Annotated in this window: 12 protein-coding genes; 2 read left to right on the top strand and 10 right to left on the bottom strand. The window is 55.8% G+C overall.

Annotated features, from left to right (window positions below; genetic code table 11):
• Position 1 precedes the first annotated feature (1 nt).
• The 3 genes from ACR0DH_RS07035 to ACR0DH_RS07025 all read right to left on the bottom strand — a co-directional run bounded on the left by ACR0DH_RS07035 (position 2) and on the right by ACR0DH_RS07025 (position 4260).
• On the bottom strand, positions 2-997 hold the full coding sequence (locus ACR0DH_RS07035) for a glycosyltransferase family 2 protein (protein WP_480547967.1): 996 nt from the start codon (positions 995-997) through the stop codon (positions 2-4).
• A gap of 65 nt (positions 998-1062) precedes the next feature.
• Positions 1063-2589: a hypothetical protein gene (locus ACR0DH_RS07030; protein ID WP_480547966.1), complete on the bottom strand. Its 1527-nt coding sequence runs from the start codon at positions 2587-2589 to the stop codon at positions 1063-1065.
• A 99-nt stretch (positions 2590-2688) separates the two neighbouring features.
• Positions 2689-4260 (bottom strand): carbamoyltransferase C-terminal domain-containing protein, encoded by a 1572-nt coding sequence (locus ACR0DH_RS07025; RefSeq protein WP_480547965.1) that lies wholly within the window; start codon positions 4258-4260, stop codon positions 2689-2691.
• 536 nt (positions 4261-4796) lie between these two features.
• On the opposite strand from ACR0DH_RS07025, the gene ACR0DH_RS07020 reads away from it, so the two are divergent.
• Positions 4797-6569, top strand: coding sequence for a carbamoyltransferase family protein (locus ACR0DH_RS07020; RefSeq protein ID WP_480547964.1), 1773 nt, complete (start codon positions 4797-4799; stop codon positions 6567-6569).
• A 4-nt stretch (positions 6570-6573) separates the two neighbouring features.
• Positions 6574-7428: a polysaccharide deacetylase family protein gene (locus tag ACR0DH_RS07015; RefSeq protein ID WP_480547963.1), complete on the top strand. Its 855-nt coding sequence runs from the start codon at positions 6574-6576 to the stop codon at positions 7426-7428.
• Between the two features lie 49 nt (positions 7429-7477).
• Here ACR0DH_RS07015 and ACR0DH_RS07010 read toward each other — a convergent pair whose 3' ends face one another.
• The 7 genes from ACR0DH_RS07010 to ACR0DH_RS06980 form a co-directional block, all read right to left on the bottom strand.
• A complete protein-coding gene (locus tag ACR0DH_RS07010) occupies positions 7478-8584 on the bottom strand; it encodes a peptidoglycan-binding protein LysM (RefSeq protein WP_480544071.1) in 1107 nt (368 codons plus the stop codon).
• A 45-nt stretch (positions 8585-8629) separates the two neighbouring features.
• Positions 8630-9892: a substrate-binding periplasmic protein gene (locus ACR0DH_RS07005; RefSeq protein WP_480547962.1), complete on the bottom strand. Its 1263-nt coding sequence runs from the start codon at positions 9890-9892 to the stop codon at positions 8630-8632.
• A gap of 19 nt (positions 9893-9911) precedes the next feature.
• On the bottom strand, positions 9912-10697 hold the full coding sequence (locus ACR0DH_RS07000) for a PP2C family protein-serine/threonine phosphatase (protein WP_480547961.1): 786 nt from the start codon (positions 10695-10697) through the stop codon (positions 9912-9914).
• Positions 10698-10700: 3 nt separating this feature from the next.
• A complete protein-coding gene (locus ACR0DH_RS06995; protein ID WP_480547960.1) occupies positions 10701-11678 on the bottom strand; it encodes an FHA domain-containing protein in 978 nt (325 codons plus the stop codon).
• A gap of 211 nt (positions 11679-11889) precedes the next feature.
• Positions 11890-14067 carry a serine/threonine-protein kinase gene (locus ACR0DH_RS06990; RefSeq protein WP_480547959.1) on the bottom strand — a complete coding sequence of 726 codons (2178 nt, stop codon included), beginning with the start codon at positions 14065-14067 and terminating at the stop codon, positions 11890-11892.
• 338 nt (positions 14068-14405) lie between these two features.
• Positions 14406-15692, bottom strand: coding sequence for a dynamin family protein (locus tag ACR0DH_RS06985; RefSeq protein ID WP_480547958.1), 1287 nt, complete (start codon positions 15690-15692; stop codon positions 14406-14408).
• Positions 15689-17728 (bottom strand): dynamin family protein, encoded by a 2040-nt coding sequence (locus ACR0DH_RS06980; RefSeq protein ID WP_480547957.1) that lies wholly within the window; start codon positions 17726-17728, stop codon positions 15689-15691. The genes ACR0DH_RS06985 and ACR0DH_RS06980 overlap by 4 nt, the downstream gene beginning before the upstream one ends.
• Positions 17729-17766: the final 38 nt, after the last annotated feature.

Genomic DNA, 17766 nt, shown 5'->3' with positions numbered 1-17766 from the left:
GTCACTCTTTGGGTGCGTTTGTCTGAGTGACACCCGGGAACTGCAGATAGGACAGGCGCCGAATCTCGCGCCGTCCGCGCGCCAAGGAATCCAGGATCAAGGCGCAGACAACCGACAACATAGCAGCCACAAACCCTGCAACCGCCACAATCAGAGATGGGAACCTGCTGACGATCCCGGTTTGCAGGAACTCGTTCAAGACCGATAGGAACACTGACAACGATGGAAGAAAGAAGATCAGAGCCAGCGACATGAAGAAGACCATAGGTTTTTCTTCTTTGATCAACAGACTGATCATCTTGAGAATGCGCCAGCCATCCTTGAAAGTCGAAAGCTTCGAGGTTGATTCCGGCAGGCGCGAGAAATAGCTCGTTTGAACTTCGCCGATGGGCATGCGCATCTGCATGGCATGGACCGTCAGTTCCGTTTCGATCTCAAATCCGTTCGATAGGGCGGGGAAGCTTTTCACAAAGCGACGGCTGAACACGCGATAGCCCGACAGCAAATCGTTGATCTTGTCGCTGAAGAAGAACTTGACCAAGCCAGTAAACAGCGCGTTGCCGAACTTGTGTCCCCGCCGATAGGCCTCGGTCTCTTTGTTCACACGTGCGCCGTTCACCATATCCAGGTTCTGCGACACAAGCAGCTGAACAAGCTGGGGCGCGGCGGCGCTGTCATAGGTCGCATCCCCATCCGCCATCACATAAACATCAGCCTCGACATCCGCGAACATCCGGCGGACGACATTGCCTTTGCCTTGCAGATTTTCGGTGCGAACCACGGCACCCGCCTCGCCCGCGACCTGCGAGGTGTTGTCGGTAGAGTTATTGTCAAAAACATAGATGGTCGCGCCGGGCAGCGCTGCCCGAAACTGCGCGATGGTTTCGCCAATGGCAACTGCCTCGTTATAGCAGGGCAGGATCACCGCAATCTCAAGCTCTTGCAGCCAGAGCGCTTCGCCGGTGCCAACTTCATGTTCGGCTTTCGTCATAAGCATGACGCGCCCCTCAGCTTAGTTAAGTTGAGGAAGTGTAACCGCAGGGCAGGCCGGTCGGCACGTCGTTAATTGCCCAACGTGTTCAAAAGAGTTCCATCTGTTGTACGGATGACCTCTGTCAGGTTCAGTTCTTGCGTCAACTCGTTCTGAGTGGGCAGGTAGAACCGCCATGTCACATCATCGAAATAGGCAACAACGGCCGTTCCATTTGCCAAACCTTCCCGCATTTCACCTAGCGTTTTGGCATAGGGCCGCTCGGGGATTTCGAACCCCGTGCGTCGGTTGAATTTCATTGGTAACCAGGTGGTTTTGTACCCTGTGACCAGATGAACCACGTCTGGGGCATTGGAATACACAAATGTTTCGGGGTCCAGTTTGCTAATCTCAGCCGCCAGCGGCGATTGATACCATTTTGGACCTGCGAAAAAGATGCCCTCTTCCCGAAACTCGGTAATCAGATTTCCGGTTCTGGCTATATTTGAGATCAGAACCAACGCGCCGAGCCCTAACAGGGCCAGCCCGGTCCAGCGCTGCAAGCCGTCGCCCGCCACAAAGTGTGCGCAGTAGTGGGATCCCATGATAATCAGCAGCACATAGACCGGCGCAAAATACGAGGGTTTCAAAGGTAGATTTGGCTCGATCAGGATCGACAACAGCAGCAGCGCGAAATGACCAAATATATAGACAGTCGCCAACAGCGGGAACGTGGCAAACCGGTCATCCGCATCCGGCGCGCGCCTGACCACACGGGTCATGGTTTCGTGCCAGACAATCCAGATCAGCAGACCGATCAGAACCAGGCTGACAGCGATCTTCAGGATATCGGGCACCACATTCGGGAAGAACGACACCCAGATCGAGTTTGCGCCCTGTATCAGAATGGCCCATGTTGCGTTGCCCAGAAACGCAAACTCTCGCCCAAGTCCCGATCCACCGGCTGCGGCTTCGACGTATGACCACAGCATCAGCGGGGCGATCACCGCGGCCAGAAAGGCTCCGGCATGCAGCAAGCGGGTTTTTATACCCTGTGGTCCCAGAAAAAGGGGTGTCAAAACCCCCACGACCCAAATAGGCGCGCCATTGAAACGGGTCAGGAACACCAGAACCGACACAAGCCCGGCCAGTATTAGAAACCGCACAGCACCCGTGCCAACATAGACGCTCAGCAGTGCCAGTGTCAGCAGCATCAGAAAGATGAACATCCCTTCGGACAGGACGGTCACATGTAGTTCAAACACCAAAGGAGACGTTACGATCAAAAGCGCCGCAAAACCGGCGATCAGACGGGATGTTCCCAGCCCGCGCGCCAGTGCAAACGTCATCAAGGCGTTCAGGCATAGGAAAGACAGGTTGACCACGGTGGCCGCTGTCAGTGGGCCCATTCCAAGGCTTTCAACGATATCGATTGCCCAGATGTATCCTGGCGAATGCCCCTGAAAATAGAATGGAAACCCAAGGTATGAGGCCGAATCCGGACGGACCCCGATACCCCACGGAGTTGCGGCAAAGAACAAAACCACCGCCAGCAGCACTATCACTGCGCACCACATGAGATCGGGTTTTTCTATGTGAATAGTATCGGCCGTTCTCATTGCCGGCCTCCCTTGATACGTGCTGAACACAGACTCATTACTCTTCATCACAATACTCGGAATTGAACTGTTTGTCCGGGTGCCCGAACATAGATACCTTCAACCGCCGATAATCTCGTAAAACGTGTTTCCTGCTACAAAACCATCCAGCCCGACCTGCCGCGCATAATGCGCCAGATCGCTGGAGGTGTTGATAAACCCGGAGTTTCGGAAGTTCAGTGAAGTATTGCACAGAACTCCGGTGCCCGAGATCGATTTGAACTCAGCCAGCAAGTCATAGAAAAACGCATTCTGGTCGCGCCGTACGGTTTGTACGCGGGCCGAACCATCCACATGGGTTACGGCTGCCAAATTCGGGTCAGTCACCTGATGAAAGCTAAGCATATAGGGCGAGGGGCCTTTCATCGCGAAATGCAGCGCGGCGTCTTCTTCCAGGCAAGACGGGGCAACAGGGCTGTTTTCTGCGCGTCCCTTGATCCGGTTCAACCTGGCGCGCGTCTCTGCTTTGAACGGAGCTGCGAGTATCGACCGATTGCCCAGCGCGCGCGGGCCGATTTCGCAATTGCCGCGCGTCCATCCAATGATTTTTCCGTCGTAAAGTGCTTGCGCGACGGTCTTGAGGTTCAGTTCCGAGGCCTTCAGCCCTTCCAACTCAACCTTGTCGTCAGAGAAAGACTGACCAGAATAGACCGACCAATCCAGTTTGGCTTGCCCCGTATAGTGCCGCATTGCATCGACCGCCGTACCAATTGCACAGCCCGAATCCCCTGTAGTAGGCGGTACAAACACTTCTCGGAACAGGCCGCTGTTCTCCCATTGTGCATTCCAGTTCCCATTCAGGCCGCAGCCGCCGGCGATCAACAGCGGCAAACCCTCTTGCAGGTTTACTTCCGCGAACTGATGAAAACGCGAGAATATGGCGTCTGAAAGTTTGGTTGCCAGATTCTTGAGCCTCTGACTGTCAGTACCGATATTGAAAAACGGCGAGTTTACGAATGAGCTTTTGCGCAACGGGTGCGTGGTTAGGTCGACTGACAGGATCTGATCGATCAACGCCTGTTCATCTTCGTCCACCGGACCAGCCGCGCCAAAGGCGCAAGCGGCCATCAGGCGACCTGGGTCCGACGGGCGCATCTCACCGCCCGAAATCGGAAACTCGGGATCGGCGAGAGCATAGAGGAACGCGAACCGGCTGCCTGGTGCGGTCATCACTTGGCCCCGATGATGAATGTTCAGATTGCGGTCGATTTCATAGAAATCGCCTAAGGCGCCTTCCCACAAAAGCACGTAGCAGGGCTCACCCTGTGCAAAGGGTGACAGCGCATAGCTGCACCAGATATGAGCCCGTTCATGCGTGGATGAGTAGTAGTCGACCGTTTTACCAAAGAAGGTACGTTTGCCCACGCTTTCCGAGCCCTGGCCGATGCCGAAGTACCCCGCACCAGAGGTGGTGACATGATCCATTCCGCTGCTGGACCAGCCACTGAGAGCCAAAATCTCTGGCAGATCCTTGAACCACAGCCCCGCATCAATGAACGTATCCGGGGTCACCGGCGTGTATCGGGGAAAGCTGTTCTTTTCGGCCTCATACGAGAACAACAGGCTTTTGTTCGTACAATCGATTCCCGCCACGGTGCCGTCATGGCCAGATTTGAACGACAGAATCTTCATCCCTTGCACCTCGTAAATCGGGTCGGTATCTCATTCATCAGGATGCGCCGCCTTTACAGGCAGTATTCGGGCTATCCCCGTCATAACAGTTTGTTCTTGCTGCGCTCTTGCCATGATCCCGCAAAATCGAACGGGCTGAAACATTGGCGAGATTGGAACATACGCAAACCTGAAAATCGAAAACCAAACCAAATGCCAAACTCAACGGCTGCAACCTAACAGACCGAACAGGGGTGTTGTAAACACTCTTTTCCGAGGGCGTGGTGTTTGATCCTGTGAGGGTGGAAATCGTAAACGGATTCGACAAAACCAGGGGATTGTTCGCAGTTCAAAACCAGTCAGCGCAAAGAGACATCTGCAGCGGATTGCACAATACCTCAGACAAATACGTTGATTTTCAGACCGTTCAGCCAGTTTCCGTAGACTTGCGTAATTTCTGTGGCGCTTGTGTGATCTACATCCTTGCACAGCGAATACGAAGGCCGTTACGGTGTGCGCGTTGACGGCAGTTTATTTGGCCAAGGGTGTTTTAGGTTATGTCAGTAATTTTGGGTTTGGCAACGATGAACAACAGCGCAGCGGCGTTGTTTGTAGACGGAAAACTGGTTGCCGCAGTTGAAGAAGAGCGTCTGACTCGGGTCAAGAACGACGGTGCTTTTCCCCATCATGCAATCTCGGAAGTGCTTCGGATCGGCGGTTTGAAATTCGCAGATATCGACGAGGTCGCCGTGTATTGGCAGCCCTGGCGCATGGCCGGGCGCGGAATGGGCACGGTGCGCAAGATTTTGCAAAGCCCATCGGCGGCCAAAGGCGTGACAACGCGAATCGGCGCGTTGTTCTCGTCAGGCAGTGGCGGAGAAACGCCGCAGGACAGCGGCTGGATGGACCTGTTCAAAATCCGCAAGATTCTGACCTCGGAACACGGGCCTTGCGATTTCAAATTGCATTACATTAATCACCACCTGACCCATCAGTTGTACGCCGAAGCGATGCGTGATTGGGACAGCTTTGTATCGTTGTCTTATGACGGCGGTGGCGAAGAAAGCTCGACCATTGTCACTACGATGCGCCATGGCAAGCGTGAGCAGATCGCCGATCACCGCTGGCCAAATTCTCTTGGTCACTTCTATTCCGCTTTCACCGGCTTTCTGGGCTTTAAGATGCTGGAAGGCGAATACAAGATGATGGGGCTGGCCCCCTATGGCAAACCCATCTATCGAGACGCGATCTTGAAAGAGATCCTGCTGTTGGAAGACAACGGCGGCTACCGGGTGAACACAACGCTGTGCGACTATCACTCGGCGCTGCGCGGTGTGTTCCACCCCCGTTTGGAAGAACTGTTCGGCAAGGCGCGCGAGCCCGGAACTGTGCCAAATGAGCGTCATATCGATCTGGCCGCTTCGGTTCAGGCAGCATTTGAAGACGCGCTGCACCACGTGCTAGAGCCGGTCCGCAAAGCCAATCCCGACCTGCGCAAACTGGTTATCTCCGGCGGCTGTGCGCTGAACGTGACGGCAAATGGCACATTGATTTCGAAAGGGACGTTTGACGAGATCATCATCCCACCCGCACCGCATGATGCGGGTTGTGCCGTTGGCGCGGCACTGGCTTGTATCCCGCATGATCAGGTCGACATGGCGTCAGTCCGCAATCCCTATCTGGGTGCCGAATGGGATGAAGCGTCGATTACCATGGCGCTTAACGACTATTGCGCGCAGCCTCAAACCGCGCTGCCGCAGGATGAGTTGATCGAACAGGTCTCGAAACTGCTTGCCGATGGCAAGATCATCGCCTGGTTCCAGGGGCGGGCCGAGTTTGGGCCACGAGCTTTGGGCACGCGGTCGTTTTTGGCGGATCCTCGGCAGGACAGTATCCGTGATGATATCAACGCCAAGATCAAAAAGCGTGAGCATTTCCGCCCCTTCGCACCCAGCGTCGCGGAAGAGGCTGCCGCGGACTTTTTTGAGATCGACCAAACCAGCCCTTACATGAACATCGTGGCCCGCGTGCGCGATGACCGGGCAAAAGACATCCCGGCCATCACCCATACGGATCAGACAGCGCGCGTGCATTCGGTTTCGCCAACGGCCAACCCGATCTACCACGCTTTGCTGACGAAGTTCGGTGAAAAGACCGGGGTGCCGGTTCTGCTGAACACTTCGTTCAACATTCAGGAACCGATTGTCTATTCGCCACTCAATGCCTGCGCGACCTTCGCGGCCTCGGGTGTAGATGCGCTGGTCATCGGGGATTTCGTTGTGCTGCGTGAGGCGTTGAAAGAGGAAAGCCCTAGCAAAGCAGTGGCGTGACCACGTGTATCTGAGCATTGATTTCGAGGATTTCGCCCACGACCTGAAGCGCGATCTTGGTATCTGGGAAACCGGTCCATTGCGCGCAGAGGCCCTGTGGCAGAGCTATGAACTGATTGATGGCTTTTTACAGGAAAACGGTGGCCTCGACGGAAGCAAGGCTACCTTCTTCTGTACAGGCGTGATCGCGGAGCGCGCCCCGGACCTGATTGCACATATTGCAGGGCAGGGGCATGAAATCGCCTGCCACTATCACTATCATGACAGTATGAACCGGCAGTCGGTGCAAACCGTCGACGCCATGCTGGCGCGTGCGAAAGATCAATTACAAACGGTGGCGAATACTCCTGTTAAAGGTTTTCGCGCACCGAAGTTTCATGTGAATCGCGAAACGCCCGAGCAATACCAGTTAATCCAACAGTATTTCGACTATGACAGTTCGTCTTTCTTTGGGTCCCCGGATCAATGTCGGGACTTTGCGGATAAGATGCGACTGTCAACGCTGCATGTGTTGCCGCTGTTTTCCTCGCAATACAGGGGAAGGGGGCCGCAGATACGTCTGGGCGGAACTTACCTGAAACTCGCACCAGATAATGTGGCCAGGGATCTGATTGAACAGGCTAAATCCAACGGGTTGGCCCCACATATCTATCTGCATCCGTATGAGATATCAGGCCATCAGGCGTTTCGCGTATCACGACAGGAACTGGCCGCCTTGGGGGCGAAAACTGCTGCCTATTGGGGACTTCGGCAAAATCAGTGGCTGCGGTTGGGTGGCAAGCGGTTGTTGCGCAAGATTGCCCGGCTGTTGCCTCCCGAAGGGCTATCCGGTCGATTGGATCAACTGATCCCTCAATAAAAAAGGGCCGATCAAAGGATCGGCCCAGTTTGTTCGGATGAACCGAGGGTTAGTTCGAAGCTGAATTCAGCTTCTCGTTCTGCTCGCGCAGAGAATCCGAAATAATCGCATACCATTCGCCGGACTGACGCATTTCGTTCAGACCTTTGTTCATCATCGCGATGTATTCACGGGCAAACGGGTTGCTGCGATGCGCCAGGAAGGCCATAGACGACAGTGTCGAAACGAACGGGTTTTCGACAATGTCATTCGAGCCAAGACCCATGTCGTTCATGGTAGATGCGAACAGGTCGACCTCAAACGCGGCCACATCTGCGGAACCGGTCAAGACCGCATCCAGACACTCACGCGCCGAATTGGGATGGACCAAAGTCAAGTTGTCGCTGTTCAGACCAACTTCTTCCAGAACGACCATGCTCCAGCCCGCCATACGGCAGAGCGTTGCGCCCTCTAGATCTTTGAAATCCGTCGCACTTGCATATTCGCTATCAGGCAGGGTGAAGAAACCGCCAACGATGTCATATACCGGAACCGATGCGACAAACTGCGTGCAGCGGGCCTCGGTGGCCGCCGACCATTCATAGGTGCGGTTGGTACAGTCGGGTACGGTCCAGGCAATAGAAATGTCAAACGCGCCAAGAGGCAACAGTGTGTCCAGGTGCGAGGACCAATCATCTACGAAGCTGACCGAATATTCACGGCTGTTCCCTGCACGCTGCAGGCTGGTGGTGGCCAGACGGGTCATGATGCCGCCGCCGCTCAGGTTTTCAGTGGTGAACGGCTCCCAGCCGTTACCCGCGACCATCTTGATCGGTGGGGCATAGACATTCGAGCGTTTTACGCTTGCAGCACGCTGTTCTTCTGCTGCGATGATGTCCTGCGCGGACTGGCCGTTCGGCAGGCTACCATCTTCACAAGGCAGGGCCAGAACAATGCCGGGCTCAAGATCGTTTGGGTTGCTGATGATGTTGCGGTTCGCGTTGAAGATTGGCTGGTAGTTTGACGTGCCATATGCCGCGATCGCGATGGTCGCCATCGTGTCGCCATCCGAAACGGTATAGTTCGTACAGGCCTGCTGCGCGGCTGCTGCACCAGCGCTTAGTGCAGTGACGGCAGTGGCCGACATCACCACTTTCTTAATATTGAGTTCAAACATGTCCACTTCCTCCAGACTTGTAGGTTTCTTAGGCCGTGCTGGGCCTTATCCATTTTCCATTTGATGTCGCAGAGCGGTCGACACGATATCGCGCCACTCTCCGGATTGCTGCATGATTGCCAGTCCCTGATTTAGCGTCTCAAGGATCGCTTCCCCATCAGGGTTATCTTTATGGGTCATGACGTTAAGCGACTTTACCGCCGCTAGGTTGGGGTTCTCGATAATGCGGTGCTGGTAGCCTAGACGCGAGATCGCCTCGACCGCGAGATGGGCCTCGATGGCAACGATATCGGCGCGGCCTTCGATCACGGCGTGAAAGCAATCATCGGGGTCGACCGGGCGCAACAGGGTGACAACCGGCTCGTATAGGCTGACGGCATCCATATGCGATAGCGACCAGCCTTCGGGGCGGCAAATCGTTGTCCCGGCGAAATCCGCATAGCTCAGTGTTTGTTCATAGCCCGAGCCTTCGCGTGCGAAGAATGAATCCACAACTTCATAAAACGGGTTCGAGAAGTTGTAGGTTTCGCACCGGTTCCGATCGCTTTCAGACAAGGCTTCTGCCTGTTCGCAATTTGGGCGCGACCATGGGAACGTGCCATCAAACGCCAGCGTCGGCATCAAAAGGTCCAGATGAGAGGACCAGTCGTTCACGAACTGGATTTTGTAACCCTGTTCAGGTGCGGCGCGCAGCATCGCGGTTTCTACCAGGTGGGTGTACAGCCCGCGGTTCGGCAGCGATTCATCAGTGAAGGGCATGAAACCACCGCCCGTGATCAGCAGAAGCTGCCGGTCGCGGATCTCGGGCCGTTCACCGGTTTGTGCCTGACGGATCAACGCCGCACCTTCGGCGCGCGCCGCTTCGATCTCATCTTTGGCCGCAGCCTTTGCGGCAATCACTGCATCTTCACTGGCTTTTTGGGCTTCGGCTTCAGCGGCGGCCACCCGTGCCTCGGCTTCTGCAATCGCTTTTGCGGCACGTTCCTCCGCCGCTTTTACAAGCTCAGCCGCCATTTCAGTCGCCAGACGCCCTTCTTCGGTGTCCACAAGGACTGAGGTGCGGCCGATATCTTCAAGGCAGGGCATTGTCAGCACATCACCAACACGGATGATGTTGGGGTTGGATCCGATTACATCACGGTTGGCATCATAGATGACGCGGAAATCCTCGGTTGAATAGACCTGAATAGACAACTCACGCAGGCTGTCGCCGCGCTGGATTTCATAGGTTGAACACGCTTCTTGCGCCCAGGCCGCGCCGGTGGCAGCGGCAAGTGCAAGGCTTGATATTATAAGGTGCTTTCTCATGATCTGGTTGCTTTGCCTGTTATGATTTGTTTGGTTTCGCGACCGCGATTGTCAGGTTGTCCTGATCGGGTTTTGCCTTGGCCAAAACGGCCTGCAGCAAGGCATCGGCGATCTCCTGCGCCAATGCGTTCTGGTGTTCAGCCAGCACATCCTGGATTTCGCTGTCTGAAAGGGTCTGCAACCCATCGCTGCCGAGGACAACGATGTCAGCCGCGGATAGGTTCAGCGGCTCTTCGGGGCAATCGACCTTTGGGATTGCACCGCCCATAACAACCGATGTCAGCTGATTTCGATCCGGATGCGCACGGGCCTGTTCTTCGGTCAGGGTCCCCTGCGCAACTTGTGCGTCAATCGCAGGTGCCATCGAATGATCTTCGTTCATCTGTGATAGCGCGCCGTCCCGGAACAGATAGAACGGGCTGTCACCGATCGAAATCCAGTAGACGCGATGGCCCAGCAAAAGCACACCCAGTAGCGTTGAGCCCATGTTAAAGCCCAAGCCCTGTTCTTCGTTGTGGCTGGCAATGGATGCATTGGCCTGCATCGCAGCAAGCGGCAGCGCATCAACAAGTGAGCGTTCTGACAGCGTTTCGACATCCAGCTCATCATCCAGCGCATCGCGCCAGGCATTGATCACCAGCTCCGAGGCAACCTCACCCGCCTCGTGACCGCCCATGCCATCGGCGACTGCAATATAGCCCGCATCGACTGCATCGAAGGTCCGCGCGGCGACGGCATCTTCCTGCGAGTCGCGCTGACCCTGATTCAGGATCAGGGCAATGTCATATGCCGGAGTCGCCAACATCAGTTACGAATCCCGCCAGTCAAAGCCGTCATCACAGAAGGACATGAAGCGGATCGAGGTTTCGCTGATACGGATCAGATCACCGTTGGTCAGGGCGATGGTGCTAAGCACGGGTTTGCCGTTCAAACGCACCAGGTTCGCCTTGCCACCGTGACCCAGATAGCATTTGCGATCCTCCGGGTCATAGGCGATCACCGCGTGGTTTTCGCGAGAGATGCCAGTGTCGCCGAAATCTAACTGGATCGCCTGATCGTCGTTCCGGCCGATTTGCATCAGGCCTTCGGTCAGAGTTATGCTGGCCCCGCGACCAGGTCCGGCAGTGACGACCAACCAGCCAACCGGGAAGGTTTCCTGCGCGGTTTCCGTCTTGGTGACGGGATCGGCAGATTCCATCATGTCCTGAACATGGGTATCTGCGCGCTCGAAACCCAGGAAGGTTGTTTTCACACGCGCTCGGCGATCCGTGGCAGGCGCAGCAGCGGGTGTCTGTGCAGACCCTGCAACCTCTTCTGCTGGCGCCGTGTCTTCGATTGGCGCTGCTGGAGCCGGTTCTTCGACCTCTGCGGTGGGTGCTTCGGGCGTCTCATCGACCACGCCCACACTGTCCTCGGTGCCAAGGCGTATTGTTACAACCGGATCGCCTTCGGCAGGGGCTTCTGGGGACACCTCGTCGTTCTGCGTGCCACTATGATGGTCTTCTTGAAGCGGTTGCTCGACAGGTTCTTCGACCACGTCTTCAGGCGTTCCAACTGCAGCCTCTTCGGCGAAGTCCGGCATCTTTTCTTCCGGCATCAATTCATCCGATTCCTCGTAGGTTTCGGATGTCGCGTTGCCGCCAGCCAAAGCTTGGCGCAGTGCGTTGAAATCGGCGATGGGTTCCGCAGTCTCCTCGGCAGGTGCAACGCTTTCGGCAGCGTCTTTTTCTTCTGTTTTGCCCGCGCCTTCTAGAAGCCGGCTCAGAGGGCTTTTGTATTTGAACATGGCGTCGACACCTTCATTTGAACGGCACACAACTTATGCGCCTTGGGACCACAACTTACCTCTGCGCGGTGGGCACATCGGCACTTATCATTTTGGAAAACCACTGGAACTTGTAACTCTCTGCGACGGTCCGGCCCCCGTCAGAATGGACTTTCTCAAATGCCATCCTCAGCAAACACAACACTGGCAGATCACTTGGGAACCGGTCTGATCACTCCTGTTCAAGCTGCATCGTTGCAGCTGTTTCAACCCCGCCGCGCAACACAGTGAAGCGCGCTATGGGTTTGTTTTCGGACACAAGCGTAGCAAGCGTTTCATCCAAGCTTTCTGCGGTATTCAGATTTGCTTCGGTCTGGGCTTCGCTCAGCAACACATCTCCGTCGCGTAGATCGCCCGCCGAATCTGAGGGCACGTTGGATACAACGGTTTGCCATCCGTCCGCTCCATCGCTACGCACAGTGAATTCATACCCATTCTGCAGCCCGAGGGCACGGATTGCGGGCAGAGCCATCAAGCCATTCTGGACACGGGTTTCACCCCGCAGGCGATACCGTGCTGCGACGCGGATGTATCCGTCGGGATCAACATTGAAGCCGTCCAGAACCTGGCCCGCAAAAGATGCGTCAGAGCGGATTTGGTCACCGTTCAGTGTGAACATCGTTGCGCCACGCTGGATCCAGTCACCAATAACCGACATGTCCTGACCCGGATTTACGGCGGTTACAGCAAACGTGTCTCCGGTAACCGCACGACGGCGCGAAACCGAGAACGGGATGTCAACATCCCAATGCGCGAAGGCAACCTGATCCTCAGCAAGCACACCAGGAATCGTCGGCTCTGCCGAGGCTGAAACTTCGGCCGAAGCTTCAGGTTCAACGGTCGCCACCTCGGTGTCAGTCGCGTCAGCAGTGACTGTAACCTCTTCTGCCACGTCGGTATTCGGTTCTGCGGCGGCTGCTTCTGTGGCAGCCGGTCCCGCAGGAACGGAGGTTGCCTGCTCGACAGGCGCCTCTGAAGTCTCTTCCACTGATGGCTCAGCGGTGGTTTCCGGTGCAACAACGGCGGTCTCTTCCGCTTGCGTCTCGGGCTCTGCCACCGAGGCTGTTGCCGTCGTTTCGGCCGCTTTGTCGCCACCGGACATTACGAAGTAACCACCCGCGGCAATCGCCAGGGCCACAACTGCTACACCTGCAAGCAGTTTGCCGTTGCTGCCCGACCCGCTTTGCACAACGGTATCCACGGCGACCGGAGCGTCTTCCTTTGTAGTAAACTTGGCCAGTTCGTCTTCTTTTTTGTCTTCATTGCCAAGTGCGATGTCAGAGTTGCCAGCCAGCAGCGCGGTCACAACGGCTTCGGCGTTCTCGGTCTCTGCTTTGATCCGCTCTTTCTCTTCTTCTTTGTCCTTGCGATCCATGCCCACGATCACTGAAACTGGGCGATAGGCAAATGTGTCAAACATAACACCTGGGCCACGGAACATCCGCAACCAATCCAGGGCGGTTTGCAAGCGATCCGTTGCGTGGACTTCCATCGCCTTGTCGATCGCTTCCAAAAAGCCTTCGGGATAACCTTCGAAGCGACCGGTCAGTGGTTCATAGGGGTCGTCCTGACCATTGTTGAATGCGCTCAGCCGAGATTGACCGTCGACCGGGCGTTCCCCGCTGATCGCGTGGTAGAGCGTGGCAGCCAGAACGTAGAGGTCACTGCTTGGGTCTTGCTCGGCCCCGCGCACGTAGAATTCATGCGGTGAATACCCGTCTTTGATCACCCGCAGGGTCAACAGGGCTGCGGATTTGTTTGCCGCTTGTTCGCGGGCGGCGCCAAAGTCGATCAGGACCGGATCACCGTTTTCGTCGATCAGGATATTGTCGGGCGAAATATCCCGGTGCAGCATGCCGCTTTGGTGAATGAATGATACCGCCGACAGCATCTTTTCGGTCACCTGAACGATGAAGTCAGGGCCGCTTTCGGTGTCGGGATTTTCTACATAGTCCAGCAGGTCGCATCCACGGATAAGATCCATTGCGATGTAGGCTGTATCGTTGTCCTCGAAGACCTGATGCACATCGACAATGTTGGGGTGCACAAGGCGGGCATGGTTGCGGGCTTCCTGAATGAACAGGTCAATAATAGCGCGCAGGTCTTCTTTGAGTGCGGGATCGTTTGGCTCAACCAGGTCACCGTTGCGGCGGCACAAGGCGCCCGGGAAGCACTCCTTGATCACCACATCCCGTTCAAGGCTATCCCGCGCAAGGTAGGTAATGCCAAACCCACCATTGCTGAGAAAGCGAAGGATTTCGTACTGTCCGCGCAACAGCTTTGCGCCGGGTTCCAATCCTTCGATATGTGGTTCGTCGTGCGATGCACCGACTGCCTGGTTGTGGCTCATTTCAATCCGCCCGTTCTACACATTTTTGCGGTAAAACAACCGGGCAAAGCGCCCGAAACTGACAACCCAAAACAACCGCAGGTCACTTGAGAACGGTTAGACGTTTCAAATTAGACTTTATTGGGGCCGCCCGATGGCTTCACTATGGATCGTTTCGGACGTTTATCAACATATTGATTACTAGGATATCAGAGATCAACATATTGATTTTTAAGATCGTCAATCCAAAGCTTCTTACCCGGATTGGAGCGTTCTGGTCGACGATTCCGAAACTGTTAAGAATCGGATTTGGGCGACAACGAATCGCTGCGATGCAGCTCAATCTTCGCGGGAGTCGTTTAGGTGCCGGTTTTTGTCTGCGCCGTGACTACAGTGCTACCTGCCCAGGCCAGGTTGTCGCTCAACTGAGCCAGGATGCTGATAGCATCTTTCAGCGGTGCGTCGCCGCTTTCGAATTGCAGCAACAACAGAAGGTCTGTGGCTTTCTCGAATTCAGCCGGAATCCAGTCGGCCTCGGGGTCGATTTCGCCGCCCTGTTCCAGACGCTCGGCAAAATCCTCGACAATTTCCTGGCAGCTTTGCAGGAACGTCGCTGGTTCCATATCCGCGTTTTCTCGCAGATCCTCATAGATACTCGCGATTGCGGCAAGCCAGTCTTCGAGGATGGGATTGTTCAACGGGGGTAGAACCGCGCCCAAAGTCGATTGCATATCCGCGTTTTCTGTTCCGGATGCTTTCGGTTCAGACCCTTTCAGAGCTTCAAGGAAAGGCAGAAACTCTTGTTCGATATCCTTTCGCGCGGCGTCCAGATCACTTTGACGGCGGCTTGACGCAACTTTCAGCACGTGTTCAGCTAGCGTTTGGCCACCACAGGTTTCCCACAGAGCAAAGTCCGGCTCGGGCTCTTGCGCCATCGCGCGAACAGCCACGGGTGTGCCAATCGGGACAACAGCACGGAACATCCCGTCTTTTTCTTTTTTCAAACGTGCCAGAACGCGGTCGATTGCCTCTTCAACAGGCGGCAAATCTGCATGGGTCACCGCAAGCAGGCTATTCTGGCGCAGCTCAGCGGGTACCTGCGCCCACAAATGGCGTTCTGTTTCGCGCCAGGCGTTTGTGCCGTTGGTGCACCAGATCGCACAATCCACGAATTTGAGCAGGTCCAGGGTCTGCTTATATGTATCGTCTAGCGCCCCCGATCCGGGCAGATCGAACAGCGAGATTTCTTTGAGCGCTGGGGTGTTCAATCCAACCGAGATGAAATCGGGCTCATCAGCGGCTGCTTTTTCCAGTGCGATACCCGAGTAGGTCTTGGGCTCTTTGTTCCACCAGCCCACTGTGGTTTCGGGCGTTTCGGCATAAGCAACTATCACCAAAGGCAATTTTAGATGTTGTGGGCCAGTGGGCAGGATGTCTGCACCAGCCAGCATATTGGCAAGGCTAGATTTGCCCGCGCCAAATTCCCCTGCGAAACCGATGTTCACCGCGTTCGAAAGACGTTCGGCATGGGCCAATGCGCGCGCGCGCAGATCCTCTAGCGCGGCGTCCGCCTCCATCTTCTCTGTCGCGGTCAGGAAGCGTTCGAGTTGACGCACTTCCTGCTCGGTCCCTGGAAATTCAATCATTCAGCAGCCTCTGCCAGTCTGTCTTCCTGATGTCCGGTGCCAAAGATAGCCCCAAGATCATCACTGATACGGCGTGCACGGTCGAGCGCGTCCTGTGCTATCGCCTTTGCGTTGGTATCATCTGTACCTGCGCGATGCTGCAGATGGCCTGCCAGCAAAGCCAGATAATGATCCAACACGGTGTTCAGCCGTTCCAGCAGATCGTCACGCGCAGTGTCGATCAGATCGTCACCCATCAGCTCGAATTCCTGCGTGATCATCCGTTCCGCGCGCGAGACAACGCTGTTGCGCGAGATCAGCCTCGACAACCAGTTTACACGCAGTTCGACCGTGATGCCACGGGTTAGCGCCGTGGTGTCCGGGCGGAACCAGCGCACGGCACTGGTGTTCATGCGATTATCCACCGGTTCCTGCCAGCCGGGTAGGGCCCGCAACGCTGCGTTGCTTTGCATGTCGATTGTGTAAAGCTCGCTCAGAACCCGTTGCCGCACCACTTGCGAGGCGCCTTGAACCAGTTCCCGCATGCGATCCCGCAGAGGCGTGAAGTTTAGTTCGGTATCCCCCTTGGCCAGCAAGGGAGACTTTCCTTCAGGACCGCGCACAACAGCCGAGACGGCCTCGGAAACGGTGTCATCCATCACCCCGCGTAGATTGGACAAAACCTCGTCCATTTCATGGGTAATAGTCTGTTTCTTCTCGGCAATCAGCGCACGCAGATCCTCAAGCGTCTTGTCGTTTTTCTCGACGCTGACAGCTGTTTCTTCTGCATCAGCCTCGAGGACTCGCAGATCAGCCTGCGACCGTTCCAGTTCAGCCTGGGCAAAGCTGTTCAGGTGCTGCCAAGCCATGCGCAATTGTTCGTCATGCGGCCCTTCGATCAGGGCCTGCGTCACATGACGGCGCAGGTCAGGCAAGCCTGAGGCGATCATGGCGGCAAAACGCAGCACCGCCTCGCGGCTGATCGGGCCGGGGCCCTGCTTGATTTCTTTCACACCGTCCAAATACTGTCGCATTTGTTCCGGATGCGCCCGCAGCCAGGACAAAACATGGTCGTGATTTACACCTGTTTCATCGCCCGTCAGCGCATAATGGGCCCATTGCGCGCTGCCCATCAGCACGTCAATATTTGAGTTGCCCAGGGCCTTTTCCAACCCATCCAGAACATCGGCGCGCACTTTTGTCGCGTCCTCAGCGCCATCGCTGAGTTCATCCACGCGGTTGATGAAAACAACGATCTGCCCAAGCTCAAGCGCTTGCATCAGGCGGAACAGTTTCAGGTCAGCACGAGAAAGCGCCTGATGCGCTGACAGAACCACCACAAAGAAATCGGATTCTTTCAGGTACTGGCGCGAGATTTCTTCGCGGATCAACAGAGGGTCGTTAACACCCGGCGTGTCTGTCACCGTCAATGGGAACGGGAAATGGCCGATGTCAAAATAGACCTCAGCCTTGCGGGTGATGTCGCTGTAAAGCCCCCGGTCGCTGCCGGGGTCCAACGGGCCATCTTCGGTTGGGTCGTCGCCGGCACAGACGTAGCGGGCCAGATCGTCCGAATTCAGCTGTTCCAGATCGTGATGCTGTCCCAGCAATTGTTTATAGCTGTCGCCCAGACGCCGCTGCGCGCGCGTTTTCATCGCCTCGACCTGCTCTTCGATCATCTCGCGCTTATAGCTGTCCTCGTCATCGGGGAACATATTGCGCAACTCTTCACCTTCGGCGATCAGCGACTGCCATTGGTGGTTGTCGAAGAAATGAAACTCTGCCCCTTCGGTCCGCCCCGAAGGATGCCCGAAATGCATGTCGGTGATCACCGTTGTCCACGGGTTCACATCGGATGGCAGGTATTCTGCCTGACCGGTGAAGCCATTGATAAGGCGGGATTTGCCGGCCTTGATCTGCCCGACAAAGGCAATGGAGGGTTTCAGATTTGAAAGATCGCCGACAATACGCGAGATGAACTGACGGGTTTCGTCATTACTCGTCTCATTCATGTCCTCGGCTATGCGGATTAACTCACGACGATTGGTCTCACTCATACTGGGTATCCTAACAACTCTCTACTCAAACAATTCGG

The organism is Ruegeria sp. I1, from assembly GCF_056532675.1.
This window is presented reverse-complemented; position numbering and strand designations above follow the sequence as displayed.